This is a genomic window from Allosphingosinicella sp. (genome assembly GCF_046295735.1).
In the GTDB taxonomy this organism is placed as follows: domain Bacteria; phylum Pseudomonadota; class Alphaproteobacteria; order Sphingomonadales; family Sphingomonadaceae; genus Allosphingosinicella.
Map to the genome: position 1 here is coordinate 176,046 of NZ_JBKBMQ010000004.1, position 19,927 is coordinate 195,972.

General features: G+C 71.1%; 16 protein-coding genes. All 16 read left to right on the forward strand.

All coding sequences use genetic code 11. The features are described 5' to 3' along the window. Positions 1-114 precede the first annotated feature (114 nt). The 16 genes from ACK4K7_RS05640 to ACK4K7_RS05715 all read left to right on the forward strand — a co-directional run bounded on the left by ACK4K7_RS05640 (position 115) and on the right by ACK4K7_RS05715 (position 19,778). Entirely contained in the window at positions 115-1,485 is a 1,371-nt protein-coding gene (locus ACK4K7_RS05640; RefSeq protein ID WP_431864251.1) for a UDP-N-acetylmuramoyl-tripeptide--D-alanyl-D-alanine ligase, read from the forward strand. Continuing rightward, complete coding sequence (gene mraY, locus ACK4K7_RS05645) at positions 1,485-2,555, forward strand: phospho-N-acetylmuramoyl-pentapeptide-transferase (RefSeq protein ID WP_431864252.1); 1,071 nt, start codon at positions 1,485-1,487, stop codon at positions 2,553-2,555. The genes ACK4K7_RS05640 and mraY overlap by 1 nt, the downstream gene beginning before the upstream one ends. After that, positions 2,552-3,958 (forward strand): UDP-N-acetylmuramoyl-L-alanine--D-glutamate ligase, encoded by a 1,407-nt coding sequence (gene murD, locus ACK4K7_RS05650; protein WP_431864253.1) that lies wholly within the window; start codon positions 2,552-2,554, stop codon positions 3,956-3,958. Before mraY ends, murD begins: the two co-directional genes overlap by 4 nt. 10 nt (positions 3,959-3,968) lie before the next feature. Next, on the forward strand, positions 3,969-5,159 hold the full coding sequence (locus ACK4K7_RS05655) for an FtsW/RodA/SpoVE family cell cycle protein (protein ID WP_431864254.1): 1,191 nt from the start codon (positions 3,969-3,971) through the stop codon (positions 5,157-5,159). After that, positions 5,156-6,304: an undecaprenyldiphospho-muramoylpentapeptide beta-N-acetylglucosaminyltransferase gene (gene murG / locus ACK4K7_RS05660; RefSeq protein ID WP_431864255.1), complete on the forward strand. Its 1,149-nt coding sequence runs from the start codon at positions 5,156-5,158 to the stop codon at positions 6,302-6,304. The genes ACK4K7_RS05655 and murG overlap by 4 nt, the downstream gene beginning before the upstream one ends. Further along, on the forward strand, positions 6,301-7,713 hold the full coding sequence (murC, locus tag ACK4K7_RS05665; RefSeq protein ID WP_431864256.1) for a UDP-N-acetylmuramate--L-alanine ligase: 1,413 nt from the start codon (positions 6,301-6,303) through the stop codon (positions 7,711-7,713). Before murG ends, murC begins: the two co-directional genes overlap by 4 nt. Before the next feature lie 149 nt (positions 7,714-7,862). Continuing rightward, complete coding sequence (murB, locus tag ACK4K7_RS05670) at positions 7,863-8,729, forward strand: UDP-N-acetylmuramate dehydrogenase (RefSeq protein WP_431864257.1); 867 nt, start codon at positions 7,863-7,865, stop codon at positions 8,727-8,729. A gap of 145 nt (positions 8,730-8,874) precedes the next feature. Next, on the forward strand, positions 8,875-9,798 hold the full coding sequence (locus ACK4K7_RS05675) for a D-alanine--D-alanine ligase (RefSeq protein ID WP_431864258.1): 924 nt from the start codon (positions 8,875-8,877) through the stop codon (positions 9,796-9,798). Further along, complete coding sequence (locus ACK4K7_RS05680) at positions 9,795-10,748, forward strand: cell division protein FtsQ/DivIB (RefSeq protein ID WP_431864259.1); 954 nt, start codon at positions 9,795-9,797, stop codon at positions 10,746-10,748. Before ACK4K7_RS05675 ends, ACK4K7_RS05680 begins: the two co-directional genes overlap by 4 nt. 8 nt (positions 10,749-10,756) lie before the next feature. After that, on the forward strand, positions 10,757-12,019 hold the full coding sequence (gene ftsA / locus ACK4K7_RS05685; RefSeq protein WP_431864260.1) for a cell division protein FtsA: 1,263 nt from the start codon (positions 10,757-10,759) through the stop codon (positions 12,017-12,019). 116 nt (positions 12,020-12,135) lie between these two features. After that, positions 12,136-13,662: a cell division protein FtsZ gene (gene ftsZ / locus ACK4K7_RS05690; RefSeq protein ID WP_431864261.1), complete on the forward strand. Its 1,527-nt coding sequence runs from the start codon at positions 12,136-12,138 to the stop codon at positions 13,660-13,662. Positions 13,663-13,897: 235 nt separating this feature from the next. Further along, entirely contained in the window at positions 13,898-15,973 is a 2,076-nt protein-coding gene (locus ACK4K7_RS05695) for an SPOR domain-containing protein (protein ID WP_431864262.1), read from the forward strand. After that, positions 15,970-17,136 (forward strand): deoxyguanosinetriphosphate triphosphohydrolase, encoded by a 1,167-nt coding sequence (locus ACK4K7_RS05700; RefSeq protein WP_431864263.1) that lies wholly within the window; start codon positions 15,970-15,972, stop codon positions 17,134-17,136. The genes ACK4K7_RS05695 and ACK4K7_RS05700 overlap by 4 nt, the downstream gene beginning before the upstream one ends. Further along, positions 17,136-17,792 (forward strand): NAD(P)H-binding protein, encoded by a 657-nt coding sequence (locus tag ACK4K7_RS05705; RefSeq protein WP_431864264.1) that lies wholly within the window; start codon positions 17,136-17,138, stop codon positions 17,790-17,792. Before ACK4K7_RS05700 ends, ACK4K7_RS05705 begins: the two co-directional genes overlap by 1 nt. Before the next feature lie 47 nt (positions 17,793-17,839). Continuing rightward, positions 17,840-18,310 (forward strand): cytidine deaminase, encoded by a 471-nt coding sequence (locus ACK4K7_RS05710; RefSeq protein ID WP_431864265.1) that lies wholly within the window; start codon positions 17,840-17,842, stop codon positions 18,308-18,310. Then, positions 18,297-19,778 (forward strand): AMP nucleosidase, encoded by a 1,482-nt coding sequence (locus ACK4K7_RS05715; protein WP_431864266.1) that lies wholly within the window; start codon positions 18,297-18,299, stop codon positions 19,776-19,778. Before ACK4K7_RS05710 ends, ACK4K7_RS05715 begins: the two co-directional genes overlap by 14 nt. Positions 19,779-19,927: the final 149 nt, after the last annotated feature.

The following is a 19,927-nucleotide window of genomic DNA, read 5'->3' on the forward strand; positions in this document are numbered from 1 at the left end:
GGACCGCACGAAGTGCGGTGGAGGGGCCGACGGCGCCGGTCGCCCCCCCCCCCTGCTTCTCATGGTCCCCCTCCCCCCCCCCTTCTGCGAAAGGGAGGAACCAAAACGACTCTCTTGACCTCCAACGAAATCGCCGCCGCCGTCTCCGGCACCGCCAGCGCCCGCTTTGAAGCCACCGGCGTCGCCTTCGATTCGCGCGAGATCGGGCCGGGCGACCTGTTCGTCGCGATGAAGGGCGAAAGCGCCGACGGGCACCGCTTCGTCGGCCAGGCCTTCGCCGCGGGCGCCGCCGGGGCGATCGTGTCGGAGCCGGTCGAAGGCCCCCATGTCCTGGTCGCCGACACCGCCGCCGCCTTGAACGACCTCGCCCGCGCCGCCCGCGCGCGCAGCGCGGCGCGGATCGTCGGCGTCACCGGATCGGCCGGCAAGACCGGCACCAAGGAGGCGCTCCACGCGGCGCTGGAGCGGGCGGCGCCCGGCCGCGCCCACCGTTCGGTCAAGAGCTACAACAACCATACCGGCGTGCCGCTCTCGCTCGCCCGCATGCCGCGCGACGCGCGCTTCGCCGTCCTCGAAATGGGCATGAACCATGCCGGCGAGCTGGCGGCGCTCACCCGGCTGGTGCGCCCCCATGTCGCGATCGTCACCACCATCGCACCGGCCCACAAGGAATTCTTCGACACGGTGGAGGCGATCGCCGACGCCAAGGGCGAGATCTTCCAGGGGCTGGAGGAGGGCGGCACCGCCTTCGTTCCGTTCGACAGCCCCTATTGCGGCCGGCTGCGCGCGGCGGCCGAGCCCTATGCGGCGCGGATCCTGAGCTTCGGCCTCGACGACGGCGCCGACATCCGGGCGCGCGACGTGGTGCGGGCGCCGGGCGGCGGATCGCTGGTGACGGCCGCGCTGCCGGGCGAGGCGCAGCTCACCTATACCGTGTCGCAGCCGGGCGCCCATTGGGTCGCCAATTCGCTCGCCGTGCTGAGCGCGGTGCAGGCGGTGGGGGGCGATCTCGCGCTCGCCGGCCTGGCCCTCGCCGAACTCGGCGGCATCAAGGGCCGGGGCGAGCGTCACGTCATCCAGGTCGCCGGCGGCGAAGCGGTGCTGATCGACGAAAGCTACAACGCCAATCCCGCCTCGATGGCCGCGACTCTCGCCGCCTTTGGCGCGGACGAGGCGCCGGGGCGCCGGATCGCGGTGCTCGGCGCGATGAAGGAGCTCGGCGCCGAAAGCGACGATTATCATGCCGCGCTGGCGCGGCCGGTGGCGGACGCCTGTGTCGATCTTGCCATCCTCGTCGGCCAAGAGATGGCGGCGCTTGCAAAAGCCCTTGGCCCGCAAGTGGAAATGGCGCATGTGCCGGATGCGGACGCGGCGATCGCGGCCGCGCGGGCGGCGATCGGGCCAGGCGATCGCATCCTCGTCAAGGGATCGAATTCGGTCGGACTTGCCGCCCTCGTCGAGGCGCTGGCGAGCGGGAAAAGCTGATGTTTCTATTGATCGCCGAGCAGCTGGGATTTCCCGGGCTTCTCAACCTCTTCCGCTACATCACCTTCCGCGCCGGCGGCGCGACCGCCACCGCGCTCGTCATCGGCCTGCTGATCGGACCCAAGTTCATCGGCTGGCTGCGGGTGCGGCAGGGCAAGGGCCAGCCGATCCGAGCCGACGGCCCGGTCTCCCACCTCGCCAAGCGCGGCACGCCGACGATGGGCGGCCTCATGATCCTCACCTCCGTGTCGATCGCGATGCTGCTGTGGATGGATTTCTCCAACCGCTATCTGTGGGCCTGCCTGTTCATCACCATCGGCTTCGGCCTGATCGGCTTCCTCGACGATTACGACAAGGTGAAGAAGCGCAGCCACAAGGGCGTGTCCGGCCGCACCCGGCTGCTCGCCGAATTCCTGGTGGCGGGGATCGGCTGCTGGATCATCCTGCAGGGCGCGGGCACCGGCCTCTACGTTCCCTTCCTGCGCGAGCCGCTGGTCGATCTGGGCTGGTTCTACATCCTGTTCGGCGCCTTCGTGATCGTCGGCGCGGGCAATGCGGTCAATCTCACCGACGGGCTCGACGGGCTCGCCACCATGCCCGTGATCATCGCCGCCATGGCCTTCCTCCTTATCACCTATCTGGTCGGCAACGCGGTGTTCGCTTCCTATCTCGGCATTCCGCACGTGCCGGGCACCGGCGACCTCACCGTCCTGTGCATGGCGATCGTCGGCGCCTGCCTTGCCTTCCTCTGGTTCAACGCCCCGCCGGCGGCGGTCTTCATGGGCGACACCGGCAGCCTCGCGCTCGGCGGGGCGCTCGGCGCGATCGCGGTCGCGACCCAGCATGAAATCGTGCTCGCCATCATCGGCGGCCTGTTCGTGCTCGAGGCCTTGTCGGTGATCATCCAGGTCTTCTTCTACAAGCGGACCGGCCGCCGGGTCTTCCGCATGGCGCCGCTCCACCACCATTTCGAACAGAAGGGATGGCCCGAGGCCACGGTCGTCATCCGCTTCTGGATCATCAGCTTCGCGCTCGCTCTGGCGGGCCTGTCGACGCTGAAGCTGCGGTGATCGCGGCACGCGCCTTCGCGGACAGGGACTATGCCGTATTCGGCCTTGCTCGTTCCGGACGCGCAACGGTCGCGGCCCTGCTCGCCGGCGGCGCGAGGGTCATGGCGTGGGATGAAAATGAGGCGGCACGCGAGGCCCTGAAATCCTCCCTGTCGCGCAGCGATGGGGAGGGGGACCAGCCGAAGGCTGGTGGAGGGGCAAGCAGCGCCGAAAGCCCCTCCACCGCACTTCGTGCGGTCCCCCTCCCCACGAGCTTCGCTCGCGGGGAGGACAGGCTGCGGATCGCCGATCCGCTCGTCACGGCGCTGCGGGGCTTCGCCGGCATCGTCGTCTCGCCGGGCGTGCCGCTCAACCGCCACCCGATCGCGGCGCGCGGCCGGGAGGCGGGCGTGCCGGTGATCGGCGACATCGAGCTGTTCGCCGAGGCGCGGGCCGAGCTGCCGCCCCACAAGGTGGTGGGCATCACCGGCACCAACGGCAAATCGACCACCACCGCCCTCATCCACCACATTCTCAAAACGGCGGGCGTTCCGGCGGCGCTCGGCGGCAATATCGGCCTTCCCATCCTGGCGCAGGACCCGCTGCCGGAAGGCGGCGTCTATGTGCTGGAACTCTCCTCCTTCCAGATCGACCTCACCCGCACGCTCGACTGCGACGTGTCGGTGCTGCTCAACCTCTCGCCCGACCATCTCGACCGCTATGACGGGATGGAGGATTATGCCGCGGCCAAGGCGAGGCTGTTCGCGATGCAGTCGCCCGGCCATGCGGCGGTGATCGCGACCGAGGACGATTACACCCGCGCCATCGCCGGGCAGGTCGAGGGGCGGCGCATCCTCGTCTCCTCCGCCCAGGTGAAGGACCAGTCGCAATGGCCGGCGCTGCAGGGGCCGCACAACGCGCAGAACGTCGCGGCGGCGGTGGCGGCGGCGCGCGAGCTCGGCGTCGACGACGCGGCGATCGCCCGCGGCCTCGCCACCTATCCCGGCCTTCCGCACCGCATGGAGCGGGTGGCGGAGCGCGGCGGCGTCCTGTTCGTGAACGACAGCAAGGCGACCAACCCGACCTCGACCGCGCCCGCGCTCGCCGCCTTTCCGGCGGTGCGCTGGATCCTGGGCGGCCTCGCCAAATCGGACGATCTCGACGCCTGCGCGCCTTATTTCGATCGGGTGCGCGCCGCTTATACGATCGGCGAGGCGGGGCCGATGTTCGCGCGGCTGCTGCGCGGCCGCGTCGGCGGGGTGGAGGAATGCGGGACGCTGGACGCGGCGGTGCGCCGCGCGGCCGGCGCGGCCGAGGCGGGGGAGACGGTGCTGCTCTCGCCCGCCTGCGCCTCGTTCGACCAGTTCCGCGATTATGAAGCGCGCGGCGCGGCGTTCCGCGCGGCGGTCGAGTCCTTGGGATGAGGGTGGGGCGATGAACATGTTTCAGCCGGCGAAGAATGGATCGGCGCGGCTCGGCCGTTCGGACCGCAGCGCCGTCGGCCGCTGGTTCTGGGAGATCGACCGGGTGCTGCTGCTGCTGGTGGCGGTGCTGATCTCGATCGGCCTCATCGCCGTGGCGGCAGCCTCGCCGGCGGCGGGCTCGCGCTATTCGGGCGAGACCTTTTCCTATTCCCCGCTTTATTATTTCTACCGCCAGCTGGTGTGGATCATGGTGGCGATCCCGGTGATGGTGGCGGTGTCGATGCTGCCCAAGGTGCAGACCCGCCGGCTGTGCCTCGCCGGCGCGGTCTTCTTCACCGGCCTTTTGTTCATCGTCCCCTTCTTCGGCGTGGAGGTGAACGGCGCCCGCCGCTGGATCGGGGTCGGCATCTCGCAGTTCCAGCCGTCCGAATTCCTGAAGCCGCTCTACATCGTGTCGATGGCCTGGATCCTGTCGCTGCGCGCCAAGGACCCGACGCTGCCGGTGGTGCCGCTCACCGGCATCATCACCGCGCTCATCGCCCTGCTGCTGATGAAGCAGCCCAATTTCGGCGAGACGATCATCTTCGCCGCCGCCTGGGTGATGCTGCTCACCTTGTCGGGCGTGTCGCTGCGCTTCCTGGGCGTGCTCGCGCTGGCGGGGCTCGCCGGCATCGTGCTCGCCTATCTCTTCTACCCGGTCGCGACCTCGCGCATCGACGGCTTCCTGTTCGCCGCCGGCGACACCTATCAGACCGACAGCGCGCTGCGCACCCTCACCGCCGGCGGCCTGTTCGGCGCCGGGCCGGGCGCGGGCACCCGCAAGTTCCACCTGCCCGAACCGCATACCGACTATATCTTCTCGGTGATCGGCGAGGAATTCGGCATCATCGCCTGCCTCGCCATCGCGATCCTCTACATGACGATCGTCGCCCGGGTGATGATCCGCCTGCTTCACGAGGAGGATCTGTTCACCGTCCTCGCCACCGCCGGCCTCGTCACCCAGTTCGGGCTGCAGGCGCTGATCAACATGGCCGTGAACGTCCAGCTGGCGCCGTCGAAGGGCATGACCCTGCCCTTCATCTCCTATGGCGGCAGCTCGATGATCGCGCTCGCGATCGGCATGGGATTGCTGCTCGCCTTCACCCGGCGAAATCCCTATCTGCACCGCTCTCCCTATGTGGTGAAATGGAGCGGAAGATGATGTCCAGCCACTATGTGCTGGCGGCGGGCGGGACCGGGGGGCACATGATCCCCGCCCATGCCCTGGCCGAGGAGCTGATCGCGCGCGGGCACCGGGTGGCGCTCGTCACCGACGATCGCGGCGCCCGCATCCCCGGCCTGTTCGACAAGGCGCAGGTCCACATCCTGCCGGCCGGGCGGCTGGGCGGCGGCCCGATCGGCTGGGCCCGGGCGGTCCGCAACATCCTCACCGGCCGCGCGATGGCGGGCCGGCTCTACGAGACGTTCAAGCCGGCCGCGGTGATCGGGTTCGGCGGCTATCCGGCGCTCCCCGCATTGATGGCGGCGCGCTCGGCCCGCATTCCCACCTTGCTTCACGAGCAGAATGCGGTGCTCGGCCGCGTCAACCGGCTGATGGCCGGGCGGGTCGACGCGATCGCCACCGCCTATGAGACGGTGCAGCGGCTGCCGGCCAAGGCCCGCGCCAAGGTGCGGCTGGTCGGCAATCCGGTGCGCGACGAGGTGCTGGCGCTGCGCGACCAGCCTTATCCCGATCTCAGCGGCGAAGGCGTGTTCCGGCTGCTGGTGACCGGCGGCAGCCAGGGCGCCGCCATCCTGTCCGAAGTGGTGCCGGAAGGCCTCGCCCTCCTCCCCGAACATTTCCGCCGCCGGCTCCAGGTGACGCAGCAATGCCGGACCGAGGATATCGAACGGGTGCGCGCGCGCTATGCCGAGCTCGGCATCCCGGCCGATCTCGCCACCTATATGCCCGACCTTCCCGAACGGCTCGCCTGGTCGCATCTCGTCATCGCCCGCGCCGGCGCCTCCACCATCGCGGAGCTGACCGCCGCCGGCCGGCCGGCCATCCTGGTGCCGCTGCCCAGCGCCACCGACGACCATCAGACCTTCAACGCCCGCGAAATGGCGAAGGCGGGCGGCGCGCGCATGATCCCGCAGAGCCGCTTCGCGCCGGTCGAGCTCGCCAAGCAGATGCAGAAGCTGGCGCTGGAACCGGACGCCCTCGCCAATGCGGGGGCGCGCGCCAAGGCGGTCGGCCGCCCCGATGCCGCGCGCGACCTCGCCGATCTCGTCGAACGGGTCGGCGCCGGTGCCGGCGCGGCCGAGGCGGCGGCGCGGGAACCGGCAACCGGGAGCGCCTACGCATGAAGGCGGTCGGCACCGATATCGGCACCATCCATTTCATCGGCATCGGCGGCATCGGCATGTCCGGCATCGCCGAGGTGATGCACATCCTCGGCTACAAGGTGCAGGGTTCCGACGTCTCGGAAGGTTACGTCGTCGAAGGCCTGCGCGGGCTCGGCATCCCGGTGATGATCGGCCACAAGGCGGACAATCTCGGCGACGCGGCGGTGGTCGTGACCTCGACCGCGATCCGCAAGGACAATCCGGAAGTGCAGTGCGCCTATGAACGGCGCATCCCGGTCGTCCGCCGCGCCGAGATGCTGGCGGAGCTGATGCGGCTGAAGTCCACCGTCGCGGTGGCGGGGACGCACGGCAAGACCACCACCACCTCGATGGTCGCCGCTCTGCTCGACGCCGGCGGCATCGATCCCACCGTCATCAACGGCGGCATCATCAACGCCTATGGCTCCAACGCCCGGCTCGGCTCGTCCGACTGGATGGTGGTGGAAGCCGACGAAAGCGACGGCAGCTTCCTGCGGCTCGACGGGACGATCGCGGTCGTCACCAACATCGATCCCGAACATCTCGATCATTACGGTTCGTTCGACAAGGTGAAGGACGCCTTCGTTGAATTCGTCGAGAATGTGCCTTTCTACGGCGCGGCCTTGCTCTGCGTCGACCATGCCGAGGTGCAGTCGATCATCCCGCGCCTGCGCGACCGGCGGGTGGTGACCTACGGCTTCGCGGCGCAGGCCGACGTGCGGGGCGAGAATGTGACGCCCGTCCCGGGCGGCAACCGCTTCGACGTGACGCTGCGCGACCGCCACGGCGCCGTCCGCACCGTGCGCGGGGTCGAGCTGCCGATGCCCGGCCGCCACAACGTCCAGAACGCCCTCGCCGCGATCGGCGTCGCGGCCGAGCTCGGCATTTCGGACGAGGTGATCGCCCGCGGCTTCGAGAAGTTCGGCGGGGTGAAGCGCCGCTTCACCAAGGTCGGCGAGGTCGAAGGCGTCACCATCATCGACGATTACGGCCACCATCCGGTCGAGATCAAAGCCGTGCTCGCCGCCGCCCGGGAAGGCGCGCGCGGCCGCGTGATCGCGGTCGTCCAGCCGCACCGCTACACGCGCCTCCGCGATCTGATGGAGGAGTTCCAGGGCGCTTTCAACGACGCCGACATCGTCTATGTCGCCCCGGTCTACAGCGCCGGCGAGGAGCCGATCGAGGATGCCGACCATCATGCCCTCGTGGCCGGGCTGAAGGATCGCGGCCACCGCGCGGTGAAGGCGGTGGAGGACGTCGACGACGCCTGCCGCCAGCTGCGCGACATCGCCGCCCGCGGCGACATGGTGATCTGCCTCGGCGCCGGCGACATCACCAAATGGGCCGCCGCGCTCGCCGACGGCATCCGCAAGGCGAGGCTCGCGCGGTGAACGGTCCGCGCCACCTCAATTCCTCCCCGAGCTCGCTCGGGGAGGGGGACCATGCGAAGCATGGTGGAGGGGTAATGCCCGAAGCCGCGCCAAAACCCCTCCACCGCCCTTCGGGCGGTCCCCCTCCCCATGCGTTGCATGGGGAGGATATGGATATTCAACCCAACGGTTCGCTCGCCGCCTTCATCTGGTTCAAGACCGGCGGGCCGGCCGAGTGGCTGGCGCGGCCCGATAGCGTGGAAAGCCTCGCCGCCTTCCTCGCCGGCCTCGATCCCGCCGTGCCGGTGATGGCGGTCGGGCTCGGCTCCAACCTCATCGTCCGCGACGGCGGCGTGCCGGGCGTGGTCGTGCGGCTTCCCAAGGCGATGGCCGATGTGCGGGTCGAGCCCGGCCACCGGGTCCGCGCCGGCGGCGGCGCGGCCGGGATCAAGGTCTCCTCGGCCGCTCGCGACGCCGGCATCGACGGCCTGTCCTTCCTGTCCGGCATTCCGGGAACCGTGGGCGGCGCCGCGCGGATGAACGCGGGCGCCTATGGCCGCGAGACGGCGGACGTGCTGGTCGAGGCGACGCTCGTCCTGCGCGACGGCACTGTCGAGACCTGGCCGGCCGAACGCTTCGGTTACACCTACCGCCATTCCGAGCTGCCCGAGGGCGCGATCGTCGTCGAGGCCTTGTTCCAGGGCCATCCCGGCGCGCCGTCCGACATCGCCGCGGAGATGGAGCGGATCGCCGCCGCCCGCGAGGCGACCCAGCCCACCCGCACCCGAACCGGCGGCTCCACCTTCAAGAACCCGCCCGGCGACAAGGCCTGGCGCCTGATCGACGCGGCCGGCTGCCGCGGATTGACGCTGGGCGGCGCGCAGGTCTCTGAAAAGCACTGTAATTTCCTGCTGAACCTCGGCAATGCTTCGTCCGCCGACATCGAGGCGCTGGGCGAGGAAGTCCGCCGCCGCGTGCGAGAACATTCGGGGGTCGAGCTGGAATGGGAGATACAGAGAGTGGGGGTGAAGGGGTGATCGGCGCCGAAAAAATCCTCCCCGGTACGGGGAGGGGGACCAGCCGCAGGCTGGTGGAGGGGGCCCGCGCCTCCATGTTCGCTGCGCTCGCCCCCCTCCACCGCCGTTCCGGCGGTCCCCCTCTCCGTTCCGGGGAGGAGCGTCCATGACCCTCTCCCCCCTCCACATCGCCGTGCTGATGGGCGGCTGGTCGGCTGAGCGGGAGGTGTCGCTGACCTCGGGCAGGGACGTGGCGAAGGCGCTCGAGAGCCGGGGCCACCGCGTCACCCGCATCGACATGGGACGCGACGTCGCCGAGCGGCTGGCCGAGGCGAAGCCGGACGTCGTCTTCAACGCGCTCCACGGCACGCCCGGCGAGGACGGGACGGTGCAGGGCCTGATGGACCTGATGGGCCTGAAATATACCCATAGCGGCCTCGAAACCTCGGTCGTCGCGATCGACAAGGAACTCACCAAGATGGTGCTCGTCCCGGCCGGCATCCGCATGCCCAAGGGCAGGATCGTCGCCAGCGAGTCCGTGTTCGAGGGCGATCCGCTGCCGCGACCCTATGTGCTGAAGCCGGTGAACGAAGGCTCGTCGGTCGGCGTCGCCATCGTCACCGAAGGCGGCAATCACGGCGATCCGATCGGCCGCGACACCGAAGGCCCGTGGCGCCATTTCAGCCGCCTGCTCGCCGAGCCCTTCATCAAGGGCCGGGAACTCACCGTCGCGGTGCTGGGCGAGGAGGCGCTCGCCGTCACCGAACTCCAGACGAGCCGCGGATTCTACGATTACGACGCCAAATATACGGACGGCCTGACGCTCCACATCTGCCCGGCCGAGGTGCCGGAGGAGATCGCGGCCGAAGCGATGCGGATGGCGCTCGAGGCGCACCGGCTGCTCGGCTGCAAGGGCTGCTCGCGCGCCGATTTCCGCTGGGACGATGAGGCCGGGGTCGAGGGGCTCTATCTGCTGGAAGTGAACACCCAGCCGGGGATGACGCCGCTCAGCCTCGTCCCCGAACAGGCGAAATATCGCGGCATCGACTATGCCGGGTTGGTGGAGCGGATCGTGGAGGCGGCCTTATGAGTGCCAGGATCGCGAAGGGAACGCAGACCCGTTCCCGGCCGACGGTGAATTCCGGGCGGCGCGGATCGCGCAAGGCGCGCAAGCCCAGCCTTGCCGAACAGATCGGCATCGCGCCCGAGACGCTGCGCCGCGGCCTCGTCTGGATCTTCCTCGGCATGGGGATCGCCGCCGCGGCGGCGACCGCCTCGGCGCTGCAGCTGCCGCAGATGGTCGGCGCCTGGACCGGCGAGCGGATCGGCGACGCCGGCTTCGAGGTGAAGAGGGTCGAGATCAAGGGGCTGGAGCGGATGGAGAAGCTGCCGGTCTATTCGGTGGCGCTCGACCAGGATTCGATGGCGATGCCGCTCGTCAATCTGGAGGAGGTGCGCCAGCGGCTGCTGCAGTTCGGCTGGGTCGAGGACGCCCGCGTCTACCGCCGCCTGCCCGACACGTTGGTGATCGACATCGTTGAGCGCGAGCCCGCCGCCGTGTGGCAGCATGCCCAGCGCCTGCACCTCATCGACCGGCACGGCGTGGTGCTGGAACAGGTGCGGCTCGACGCGCTGCCGCAGGACCTGCCGCTGATCATCGGCCCCGGCGCCAACGGCCAGGCGGGCGCGCTCGAGACGTTGCTCGAAGGCACGCCGCAGCTGCGGCCGCTGCTCGCCGGCGCGACGTGGATCGGCGGGCGCAGGTGGGACCTGCGCTTTCATTCGGGCGAGCTGCTGTCGCTGCCGGAAGGGGACGACGAGGCGCAGCGCGCGCTGGTCCGCTTCGCGCGGATGGACCAGCAGGCGCAGCTGCTCGGCCGCGGCCTCGTCCGCTTCGACATGCGCGTGCCCGGCAAGTTCATCGTCCGCGTCTCGCGCGAGCCCGGCGGCAGCGTCCCCGCGCTCGCCCCCGAAGCGCCGCCGCAGCCCGCCGCTCCCGCCGCCGCCGTGCCGGCGGAAGACCTTACCGAAACCATCTAGGAGCCGAGATGCCGACACCTCCGGTCAGGAAGCTCGTCACCGCGCTGGACATCGGCTCGTCGAAGGTCAGCGCGCTGATCGCCGAGCCGACCGAGGACGGCGAGCTCCGGATCCTCGGCACCGGCCAGCGCGAGAGCCGCGGCGTGAAGCGCGGCTTCGTCGCCGACATGGAAAAGAGCGAGATCGCGATCCGTGAGGCGGTGGAGCAGGCGGAACGGATCGCGGGCACCAATGTCGAGCGCGCCTTCGTCGGCTTTTCGGCGGGCGGCCTCGACAGCACGGTGGCGAGCGTCGAGGTGGAGATCGGCGGCCGCCGCATCGAGAAGCGCGACATCGACGAGCTGCTCGCCCACGGCCGGGATTCCATCGATCCCGACAAGGGCAAGATGATCCTCCACGCGCTGCCCGCGCTCTACACGCTCGACGGGCTGCAGGGGGTGAAGAAGCCGCTCGGGCTCCACGCCTCGCGGCTGGCGGTCGACATCCACGTCGTCGCGGCCGAGCCGGCGCCGGTCCGCAACCTCGATCTGTGCGTGCGCTCCGCCCATTTGGGCGTCGAGGCGATCGTCGCCTCGCCGGTGGCGGCTGGCAAGGCCTGTCTGTCGGACGAGGAGCGCGAGCTCGGCGTCGCCCTGGTCGAGCTCGGCGCCGGGGTGACCAACGTCTCGGTCTTCGCCGGCGGCATGCTGGTCGGCCTCAAGTCGCTGCCGATCGGCGGCATCGACATCACCGACGACATCGCCTCCGCCTTCGGCACCCGGCGGATGGAGGCGGAGCGGATGAAATGCTTCTACGGATCGGCGATGACCAGCCCGCGCGACAATCACGAGATGATCGAGATCGCGCCGATCGCCGGCCAGCAGGAAGGGATCGAGACCGCGCGCATCACCCGCGCGCAGCTGGTCGCCGTCATCCGCCAGCGGTTGGAACATCTCACCGGCGAGATCGCCAAGGCGCTGAAGGAACTGGGCTTCGCCGGCCCGTTCGGGCGGCAGGTGGTGCTGACCGGCGGCGGATCGGAGCTGAAGGGCATGGCCGATTACGCGCAGGGCGTGCTCGGGCGAGCGGTGCGGGTCGGCCGGCCGAACCTGCCGGGCCTGCCGGACGCGCATAGCGGACCCGCCTTCACGACCCTCGCCGGCCTCGCTTTGTTCGCCGCTTCGGACGAGCTGGACCTGAGGCAAGCGATCGCACCGCAGCAAAGTGGCCCGAAAGGGAACAGCGGCAACGTGCTCCAGCGTCTGATCTCGGTTTTCAGAAGCAGTTACTAACAGGATTTTCGGGAATTTTGCGCCTGCGTTAACTTTTTGCTCGCACCCGAGAATCGCATGGTGCAAAAGGGCTTAGGAAGCGCATTGTGTCCGCGCAGAGCACAGGGGAAAGAGCCATGAGCATCGATTTCATCCGTCCGGACGTTGACGAGCTTCGTCCCCGGATCAGCGTGATCGGCGTGGGCGGGGCGGGCGGCAACGCCATCGCCAACATGATCAATTCCGATGTTCAGGGCGTCGACTTCATCGTCGCCAATACGGACGCGCAGGCGCTGAACGCGAGCGCCGCGGACCAGCGGATCCAGCTCGGCCTCAAGATCACCCAGGGCCTCGGCGCCGGCTCGCGCCCCGAAATCGGCAAGGCGGCCGCCGAAGAGGCGATCGCCGAGATCGAGCGCGCGCTGGAAGGCGCCCATATGTGCTTCATCGCCGCCGGCATGGGCGGCGGCACCGGCACCGGCGCGGCCCCGGTCATCGCCAAGGCGGCGCGCGACAAGGGCATCCTCACCGTCGGCGTCGTCACCAAGCCGTTCAGCTTCGAAGGCGCGCGCCGCGGCCGTTCGGCCGAAGCCGGCATCGCCGAGCTCCAGCAGCATGTCGACACGTTGATCGTCATCCCGAACCAGAATCTGTTCCGGATCGCCAATCCCAACACCACCTTCCGCGAAGCCTTCCAGATGGCGGACGAGGTGCTGCAGCAGGGCGTGCGCGGCATCACCGACCTGATGGTCATGCCCGGCCTCATCAACCTCGACTTCGCCGATGTCCGCTCCGTGATGGGCGAGATGGGCAAGGCGATGATGGGCACCGGCGAGGCGACCGGCGACAACCGCGCGATCGAGGCGGCGGAGCAGGCGATCGCCAATCCTCTGCTCGACGGCGTGTCGATGCAGGGTGCCAAGGGCGTCATCATCTCCATCACCGGCGGCGAGGACATGCGCCTGATGGAAGTGGACGAAGCCGCCAACCATATCCGCGAGCTGGTCGATCCGGACGCCAACATCATCTGGGGCTCGGCCTTCAACGACGATCTGGAAGGCAAGATCCGGGTGTCCGTGGTCGCCACCGGCATCGACGCCGAAGCGGCCGGCCAGACGCCGCCGCAGCCGGCCAAGGTGTTCGCCTTCCCGGGCGCAACCCCGGCCCGCAAGGCCGAGGCGCCCAAGGCCGCCGAAGCTCCGGCCGCCGCCGCGAAGATCACCCTGACCCCGCCCGAGCCGGTCGCCGAGGCGGCGCCCGAGCCGGCCGAGACGCCCGCGCCCGACACGGACGAGCTGACGCTCGACCAGCCGGCCGCGGCCGAAACCGGCGCGGACGAGGGCGACGAGCTGCTGCTCGGCTCCGGCAACATGGTCGACGGCGGCGACGAGCCCGTCACCTTCACCGACGAAGCCGTGCGCGGCGAGCCGGAAGCGCCCAAGGGCACCCGCGCCTGGCTGTCGCGCGAGGAGGCGGCGCCCGCGCCGCAGCCGAAGATCGCGCGCGAGGGCGGCACCCTGTTCGAGAGGATGTCCAACATCGCCCGCGGCGCCGCCAAGGCGCAGGTCGAAGAGGAGCCGGAGGCCCCGGCCGCCCGCCGCGCCGGCGGCGCCCGCGACCCGCTCGACATCCCGCGCTTCCTCAACCGCCAGAACAACCAGTAACGGCCCAACTCCTCCCCCGCCAGGCGGGGAGGGGGACCGCACGAAGTGCGGTGGAGGGGGGGCGAGAGATTCGCTGTGCGGGTCTCCGGGCCCCCTCCACCATGCTGCGCATGGTCCCCCTCCCCGTTCCGGGGAGGATTGGTGCGCACCAACTCACCGCCTCCCCGCACCGAACCGCCGCAGAAACAAGGGCTTGGCCATTGCCGGTTCAGGCGCCGCGCGCTCTAACCCGCGCATGGTTTACCGAGGGTGGGGATATCGCCGGGCGATCGCGCTTCTGGCGGCGGGAACGATGCTGGCGGTGCCGGGTGCCGGCGCACTGGCGCAGCAGGCCAATTTTCCGCCGGGCGCGGTGGTCCAGCCGCTGCCCGCGCACAATACGGCCGGGGCCGAGCTCCGCCGCCATCTCTCCGATCTCGCCGACAATCCGCGCAGCCTCCAGGCTCTGGTCGGCGCCGGCCAGGCCGCGCTGACGCTCGGCGATCCGCAGGCGGCGCTCACCTTCTTCGGCCGGGCCGAGGAGATCGCGCCGCGCCACCCGCGGGTGAAGGCCGGCATGGCCGCCGCGCTCGTCCATATGGAGCAGCCCCAGCACGCGCTGCGCCTGTTCGCCGAGGCGGTGAGCTACGGCGCGCCGGAAGTGGAGATCGCCAAGGACCGCGGCCTCGCGCTCGACATGGTCGGCGATCCGCGCCGGGCGCAGCAGGATTATGCGATGGTGCTGCGCCGGGGCGACGATCCGGAGACGCGCCACCGCCTCGCTCTGTCGCTGGCGATCAGCGGCGAGCGCAACGCGGCGATGAACCTGATCGACGCCGATCTGCGCCGCCACGACCGCACCGCTTGGCGGACCCGCGCCTTCATCCTGGCGCTGACCGGCGACGCGGCGGGCGCCAGCCAGGCCGCGCAGGCGACGATGCCGGCGCAGCAGGTGCAGGCGATGGCGCCGTTCCTCGCCAGGCTCGCGGTGCTCAGTCCGCAGCAAAAGGCGATGGCGGTCCATTTCGGCCACTTCCCGTCCGACGGCCAGCCGCTGCGCACGGCGGCGGTGGACACCAGCCCCTATCCGGGCGCGCTCGCCATGGCCGGGGTCTCCGCGCCCGATCCGCGCGCCGCCGCCCAGCCGCAGGCGCAGCCCCAGCCGGTCCAGTCCGCCTCGGCCGAGCGCGCCCAGCGCCGCGCCACCCGCGCCGCCGAGATCGCCTCAACCCGCAGCCCGCGTCGCCCCGCCGCTTATGCCGAGGCCGAACCGCGTGCCCAGCGCGGTCGCCAGGCGCAGGCGCAGGCGCAAGCGGCCCCGCCCGCGCCCCAGCCGCAGCCGCCGGTCCAGGTCGCCCAGACCCCGCAGCCTCAGCCGCAGCCCGTGCAGCAGGCGCCGGTCCAGGTCGCGCAGGCGCCGCAACCGCAGCCCGCTCCGGTGCAGGTCTCGCAGGCGCCGCAGCCCCAGCCGCAGCCCGCCCAGCAGCCGCCGGTCCACACCGCCTTCGCCCAGCGCCAGCCGCAGCCGTTGCCGCAGCTCCCCGGCCAGCGCCAGGTCGAGGCCGCGCCGCAGGCGCCGGGTTTCCAGCTCCAGGCGACCGCGCCCCAGCCCCAGCCGCCGCAGGCTCAACCTCAGCCCCAGCCGCAACCGGCGCCGGTTCAGCCGCAAGCCCAGCCGCAGCCCGCGCCGGTGCAGACCGCCGCCGTGCAGCCTGTCGCGCTGCCGCCGGCCAGCGCGCCGGGGCCGGTCCAGGCCGCGCCGCCGCGGCGCGAGGAGCGGCCGGGCTTCGAAGACGTCGCCGCTCTGGTGAGCTCGCTCCCCGCAAACGAACCGGCCCGGCCCGCCGCCCAGCCGGCGCCGCAACCCGCGCGGCCCACGCCCGCGCCGACCCCTTCGCCAAGCCCCGCGCCGGCGCCGCAGCGCCAGGCCGAGGTGCCCGCCCGCGCTCCCGCGACCGCGCAGCGCACCGCCGAAGCGCCCGCCGCCGCCCGCAACGCGCCGGCCGCCCAGCGCCCCGCCGCCGCCGCCCAGCGGCGCGAACCGGCGCGCCCCGCCCATCCGGAACGCCACTGGGTGCAGGTCGCCGGCGGCGCCAACAAGGCGACGCTGCCGCGCGAATGGAACCGGCTGAAGGAACAGGCGCCGGCCCTGCTCGGCAACCGCACCGCCTATACGACTCCGCTGCGCGCCACCAACCGGCTGCTGGTCGGTCCGTTCGACACCGCCCGCGCCGCGCAGGAATTCGTGAACCAGCTTGCGCGCGCCGACATTTCCGCCTTTAGCTGGACGAGCCCCGAGGGGCAGGAAATCGAGCGACTGCCCAACCGGTGACGATGAAAGCCAGCCATGCCGCCGACCCTTCGCACTCCCGGGGCCGGCTGCACGGCGGTTCCGGCGGCGGACTGCGCGGGCCCCGCGACGCCTTCCAGCGCGACCGCGACCGCATCATCCATTCGATCCCGTTCCGGCGGCTGCGCCACAAGACGCAGGTGTTCGTCGCGCCCGACGGCGACCATTTTCGCGTCCGCCTGACCCACAGCCTGGAAGTCGCGCAGATCGGCCGCACCATGGCGCGGGCGCTCGGCCTCAACGAGGATCTGACCGAGGCTTTGTGCCTCGCCCACGATATCGGCCATCCGCCGTTCGGCCATGCCGGCGAGGACGCGCTGCAGGAGGCGATGGCCGGGGCGGGGGGCTTCGATCACAACGCCCACACGCTGCGCCTGCTCACCCGGCTCGAAAGCCCCTATCCGCGCCATCCCGGCCTCAATCTCAGCTGGGAAACGCTGGAGGGGCTGGCCAAGCATAACGGGCCGGTCGCCGGCGACCTGCCCTGGGCGCTGGCCGAGGCGGACGCCGAATTCCCGCTCGACCTTCGCACCCATGCCAGCCTCGAGGCGCAGGTCGCGGCGATCGCCGACGACATCGCATACGACAATCACGACGTGGACGACGGCCTGCGCGCCGGCCTGTTCGCGCTGGACGAGCTGCTGGAGGTGCCGCTGGTGGCGCGCGGCTGGGGGGCGGTGCGGGCGCGCTTTCCCGACGTCGCGCCCGACCGGCTGATGCCGGAGCTGATCCGCGACCAGATCGGGCGGATGGTGAACGACGTGCTGGACGAGACCCGCCGCCGGGTGGCGGAAGCGGGCGTGGAGACGATCGACGACGTCCGCGCCGCCGGGCGCCAGCTCGCCGGCTTTTCGGAGGAGATGGCGGCGGAGGAACGGGCGCTGAAGCGGTTCCTCTACGCCCGCATGTACGAAGCCGAACCGGTGCGCGCGGTGCGGCGCGAGGCGCAAGCGGTGCTCGCCGGCCTGTTCGCCGCCTATCGCGCCGATCCGTCGCTGCTGCCCGCCGAGTGGCGGCCCGAGGGCGGCGACGACGTCGCGACCTGCCGCGCGATCGGCGATTTCATCGCCGGCATGACGGACCGCTATGCGGTGAAGCTCTATCGCGCGCTGGTCGGGCAGGTGACGCTGCCGGAGGCTTTCTGATGCGGGTGGCGCTGATCGGCGCCACCGGGCTGGTCGGCGGCCTGCTCGTCGACCGCCTGCGCGCGGCGGGGCACGAGGTCCATGCGCTGCTCCGCCGCCCCGCCGGCCGCGCCGGCAGCGGTCTGGTCGAACATGTCGCCGATCCGGGCCGCTGGCCGGAGATCGCGCAGGCGCTCGCGGCCGATGCCGCGATCTCCTGCCTCGGCACCACGATGCGCAAGGCGGGGTCGCGGGCCGCCTTCCGCGCCGTCGACCACGACATGGTGCTCGCCTTCGCCCGCGCCGCCCGCGCCGGCGGCGCGCGGCGCATGGCCGCCGTCTCCTCGGTCGGCGCCGATCCGGGCGCGCGCAATTTCTACCTGCGGCTGAAAGGGGAGGTGGAGGTGGAGCTGGCGGGGCTCGGCTTCGACCGGCTCGACATCTTCCGCCCCGGCCTGCTGCGCGGCGAACGCGGCCCGGAGCGGCGGCCGATGGAGCGGATCGGCATCCTGGCGAGCCCGCTCACCGACCGGCTGCTGCGCGGCCGCCTCGCCCGCTACGCGTCGATCGACGCGGCCCGGGTCGCCGCCGCCGTCGCCGCGACGCTGCGGGAGGAGGCGCCCGGCCGCTTCGTCCACGAAAATGCCGGCATCGCGCGGCTGAGCGAAAGCGCTTGATCCGGCGGCAGGAACGGCTAGCCGGAAGCCCGACAGGACGGGTGACGATGATGGACGAGACGAGCGAGACAGGCACCGACCCGCTGGTGGCGCGGGCGCGCGCGGCGGCGCGCGGCGCCTATGCGCCTTATTCCGGCTTCTCGGTCGGCTGCGCGGTCGAGGCGGCGGACGGCACGGTGGCGGTCGGCGCCAATATGGAAAATGCCTGCTACCGGCTGGGCGTCTGCGCCGAGCAATCGGCGCTGAGCGCGGCGGCGCAGGCCTTCGGGCTCGGCCGGGTGGCGCGGGTGGCGGTGGCCGGCGGCCGGCTCGGCCCCGACGGGGAGCTGGCCGGCGAGATGGTGGTGACGCCCTGCGGCGGCTGCCGCCAGGCGCTGCTCGAGGCCGCCCATGTCGCCGGCGCCGACATCGAGATCGTCTCCGCCAGCGGCGACGGCCGCGCGGTCGAGCGGCGGCGCATCTCCGAACTGCTTCCCGCGGGCTTCGGCCCCGCCAATCTGAAGGATGCCGATGGCTGATCAACCGACGGTCGCGACCCGCGAGGACCAGATCCCCGAGATCATCGACGCGCTCTGCGCCATCTACGACGGATCGGTGGCCGCGCTGAGGAAGGCGCTCGCCGACTATCTGCGCTCCGGCACCACCCCGACCGCGGCGGACCGGGCGGCGGGCCTGTTCGCCTATCCGGAGCTGCGCGTCTCCTACCGCCCCGATCAGGCGCCTTATTTCCCGGCCCGCGCCTTCGGCCGGCTGAACGATGCGGGCGACTATGCGACCAGCATCGCCCGGCCCCGCCTGTTCCGCAAATATCTCACCGAACAGCTCGGCTTCCTGCTGCGCGACTATCGGGTGGAGGTGACCGTCGCCCGCTCGGCGAGCGAAATCCCCTATCCCTACGTGCTCGACGGCACCGACGACCTGCGGCTCGACGAGGTCCGCGCGGCGGAGCTCGGCCGCTGGTTTCCCATGACCCAGCTTGCCCATATCGGCGACGAGATCGCCGACGGCGCCTGGCGCCAGCATGCCGGCGGCGCCCGCCCGCTGTCGCTGTTCGACGGGCCGCGGGTCGATTTCAGCCTCGCCCGGCTGCGCCACTATACCGGCACCCCGGTCGAGCACACCCAGCGCTACCTGCTGTTCACCAACTATGTCCGCTATGTCGACGAATTCGTCCGCTGGGCTTTGGGCGAGCTGAAGCGGCCGGACAGCCCCTATGAGGCGCTGTCGGTCCCGGGCGAGACCTTCACCGTCGCCGATCTCGACAATGCCGAAAGCCGCATCGCCGAAGGGCGCTGGCGGCGCCACCAGATGCCGGCCTATCATCTGATCGCGCCGAACGGGGAGGGGATCAGCCTCGTCAATATCGGCGTCGGCCCGTCCAACGCGAAGACGATCTGCGACCATCTCGCGGTGATGCGGCCGGAGGCCTGGCTGATGATCGGCCATTGCGGCGGCCTGCGTCCCAGCCAGACGATCGGCGACTATGTCCTCGCCCACGCCTATCTGCGCGACGACCATGTGCTGGACGACGTGCTGCCGACCGAAGTGCCGATCCCGCCGATCGCCGAGATCCAGCAGGCCCTGTTCGACGCGGCGGCGCAGGTGACGGGCGAGGCGCCGGCGGCGCTGAAGGGGCGGCTGCGCACCGGCACGGTGGTCACCACCGACGACCGCAACTGGGAGCTGCGCTACACCTTGTCGGCGCTGCGCTTCAACCAGTCCCGCGCGGTCGCGATCGACATGGAATCGGCGACCGTCGCCGCCCAGGGCTACCGCTTCCGCGTCCCCTACGGCACCCTGCTCTGCGTCTCGGACAAGCCGCTCCACGGCGAGATCAAGCTGCCGGGGCAAGCCAACGCCTTCTACGAACGCGCGATCAGCCAGCACCTGCGCATCGGCATCGAAACGCTGCGGATCCTGAAGGAACAGGAAGCCAAGCTCCACTCCCGCAAGCTCCGAAGCTTCGACGAACCCCCGTTCCGCTGAGGTGCTCCCTCGTAGCCCCCTCTCCCCATGGGAGAGGGTTGGGGTGAGGGCGACGGCTTCAGCGGAGATGCCCCGCCCTGTTCGCCACCGGCGGTGACCCTCACCCAACCCTCTCCCGGGGGAGAGGGCTTTTGGCCCGCGCCGCCTCG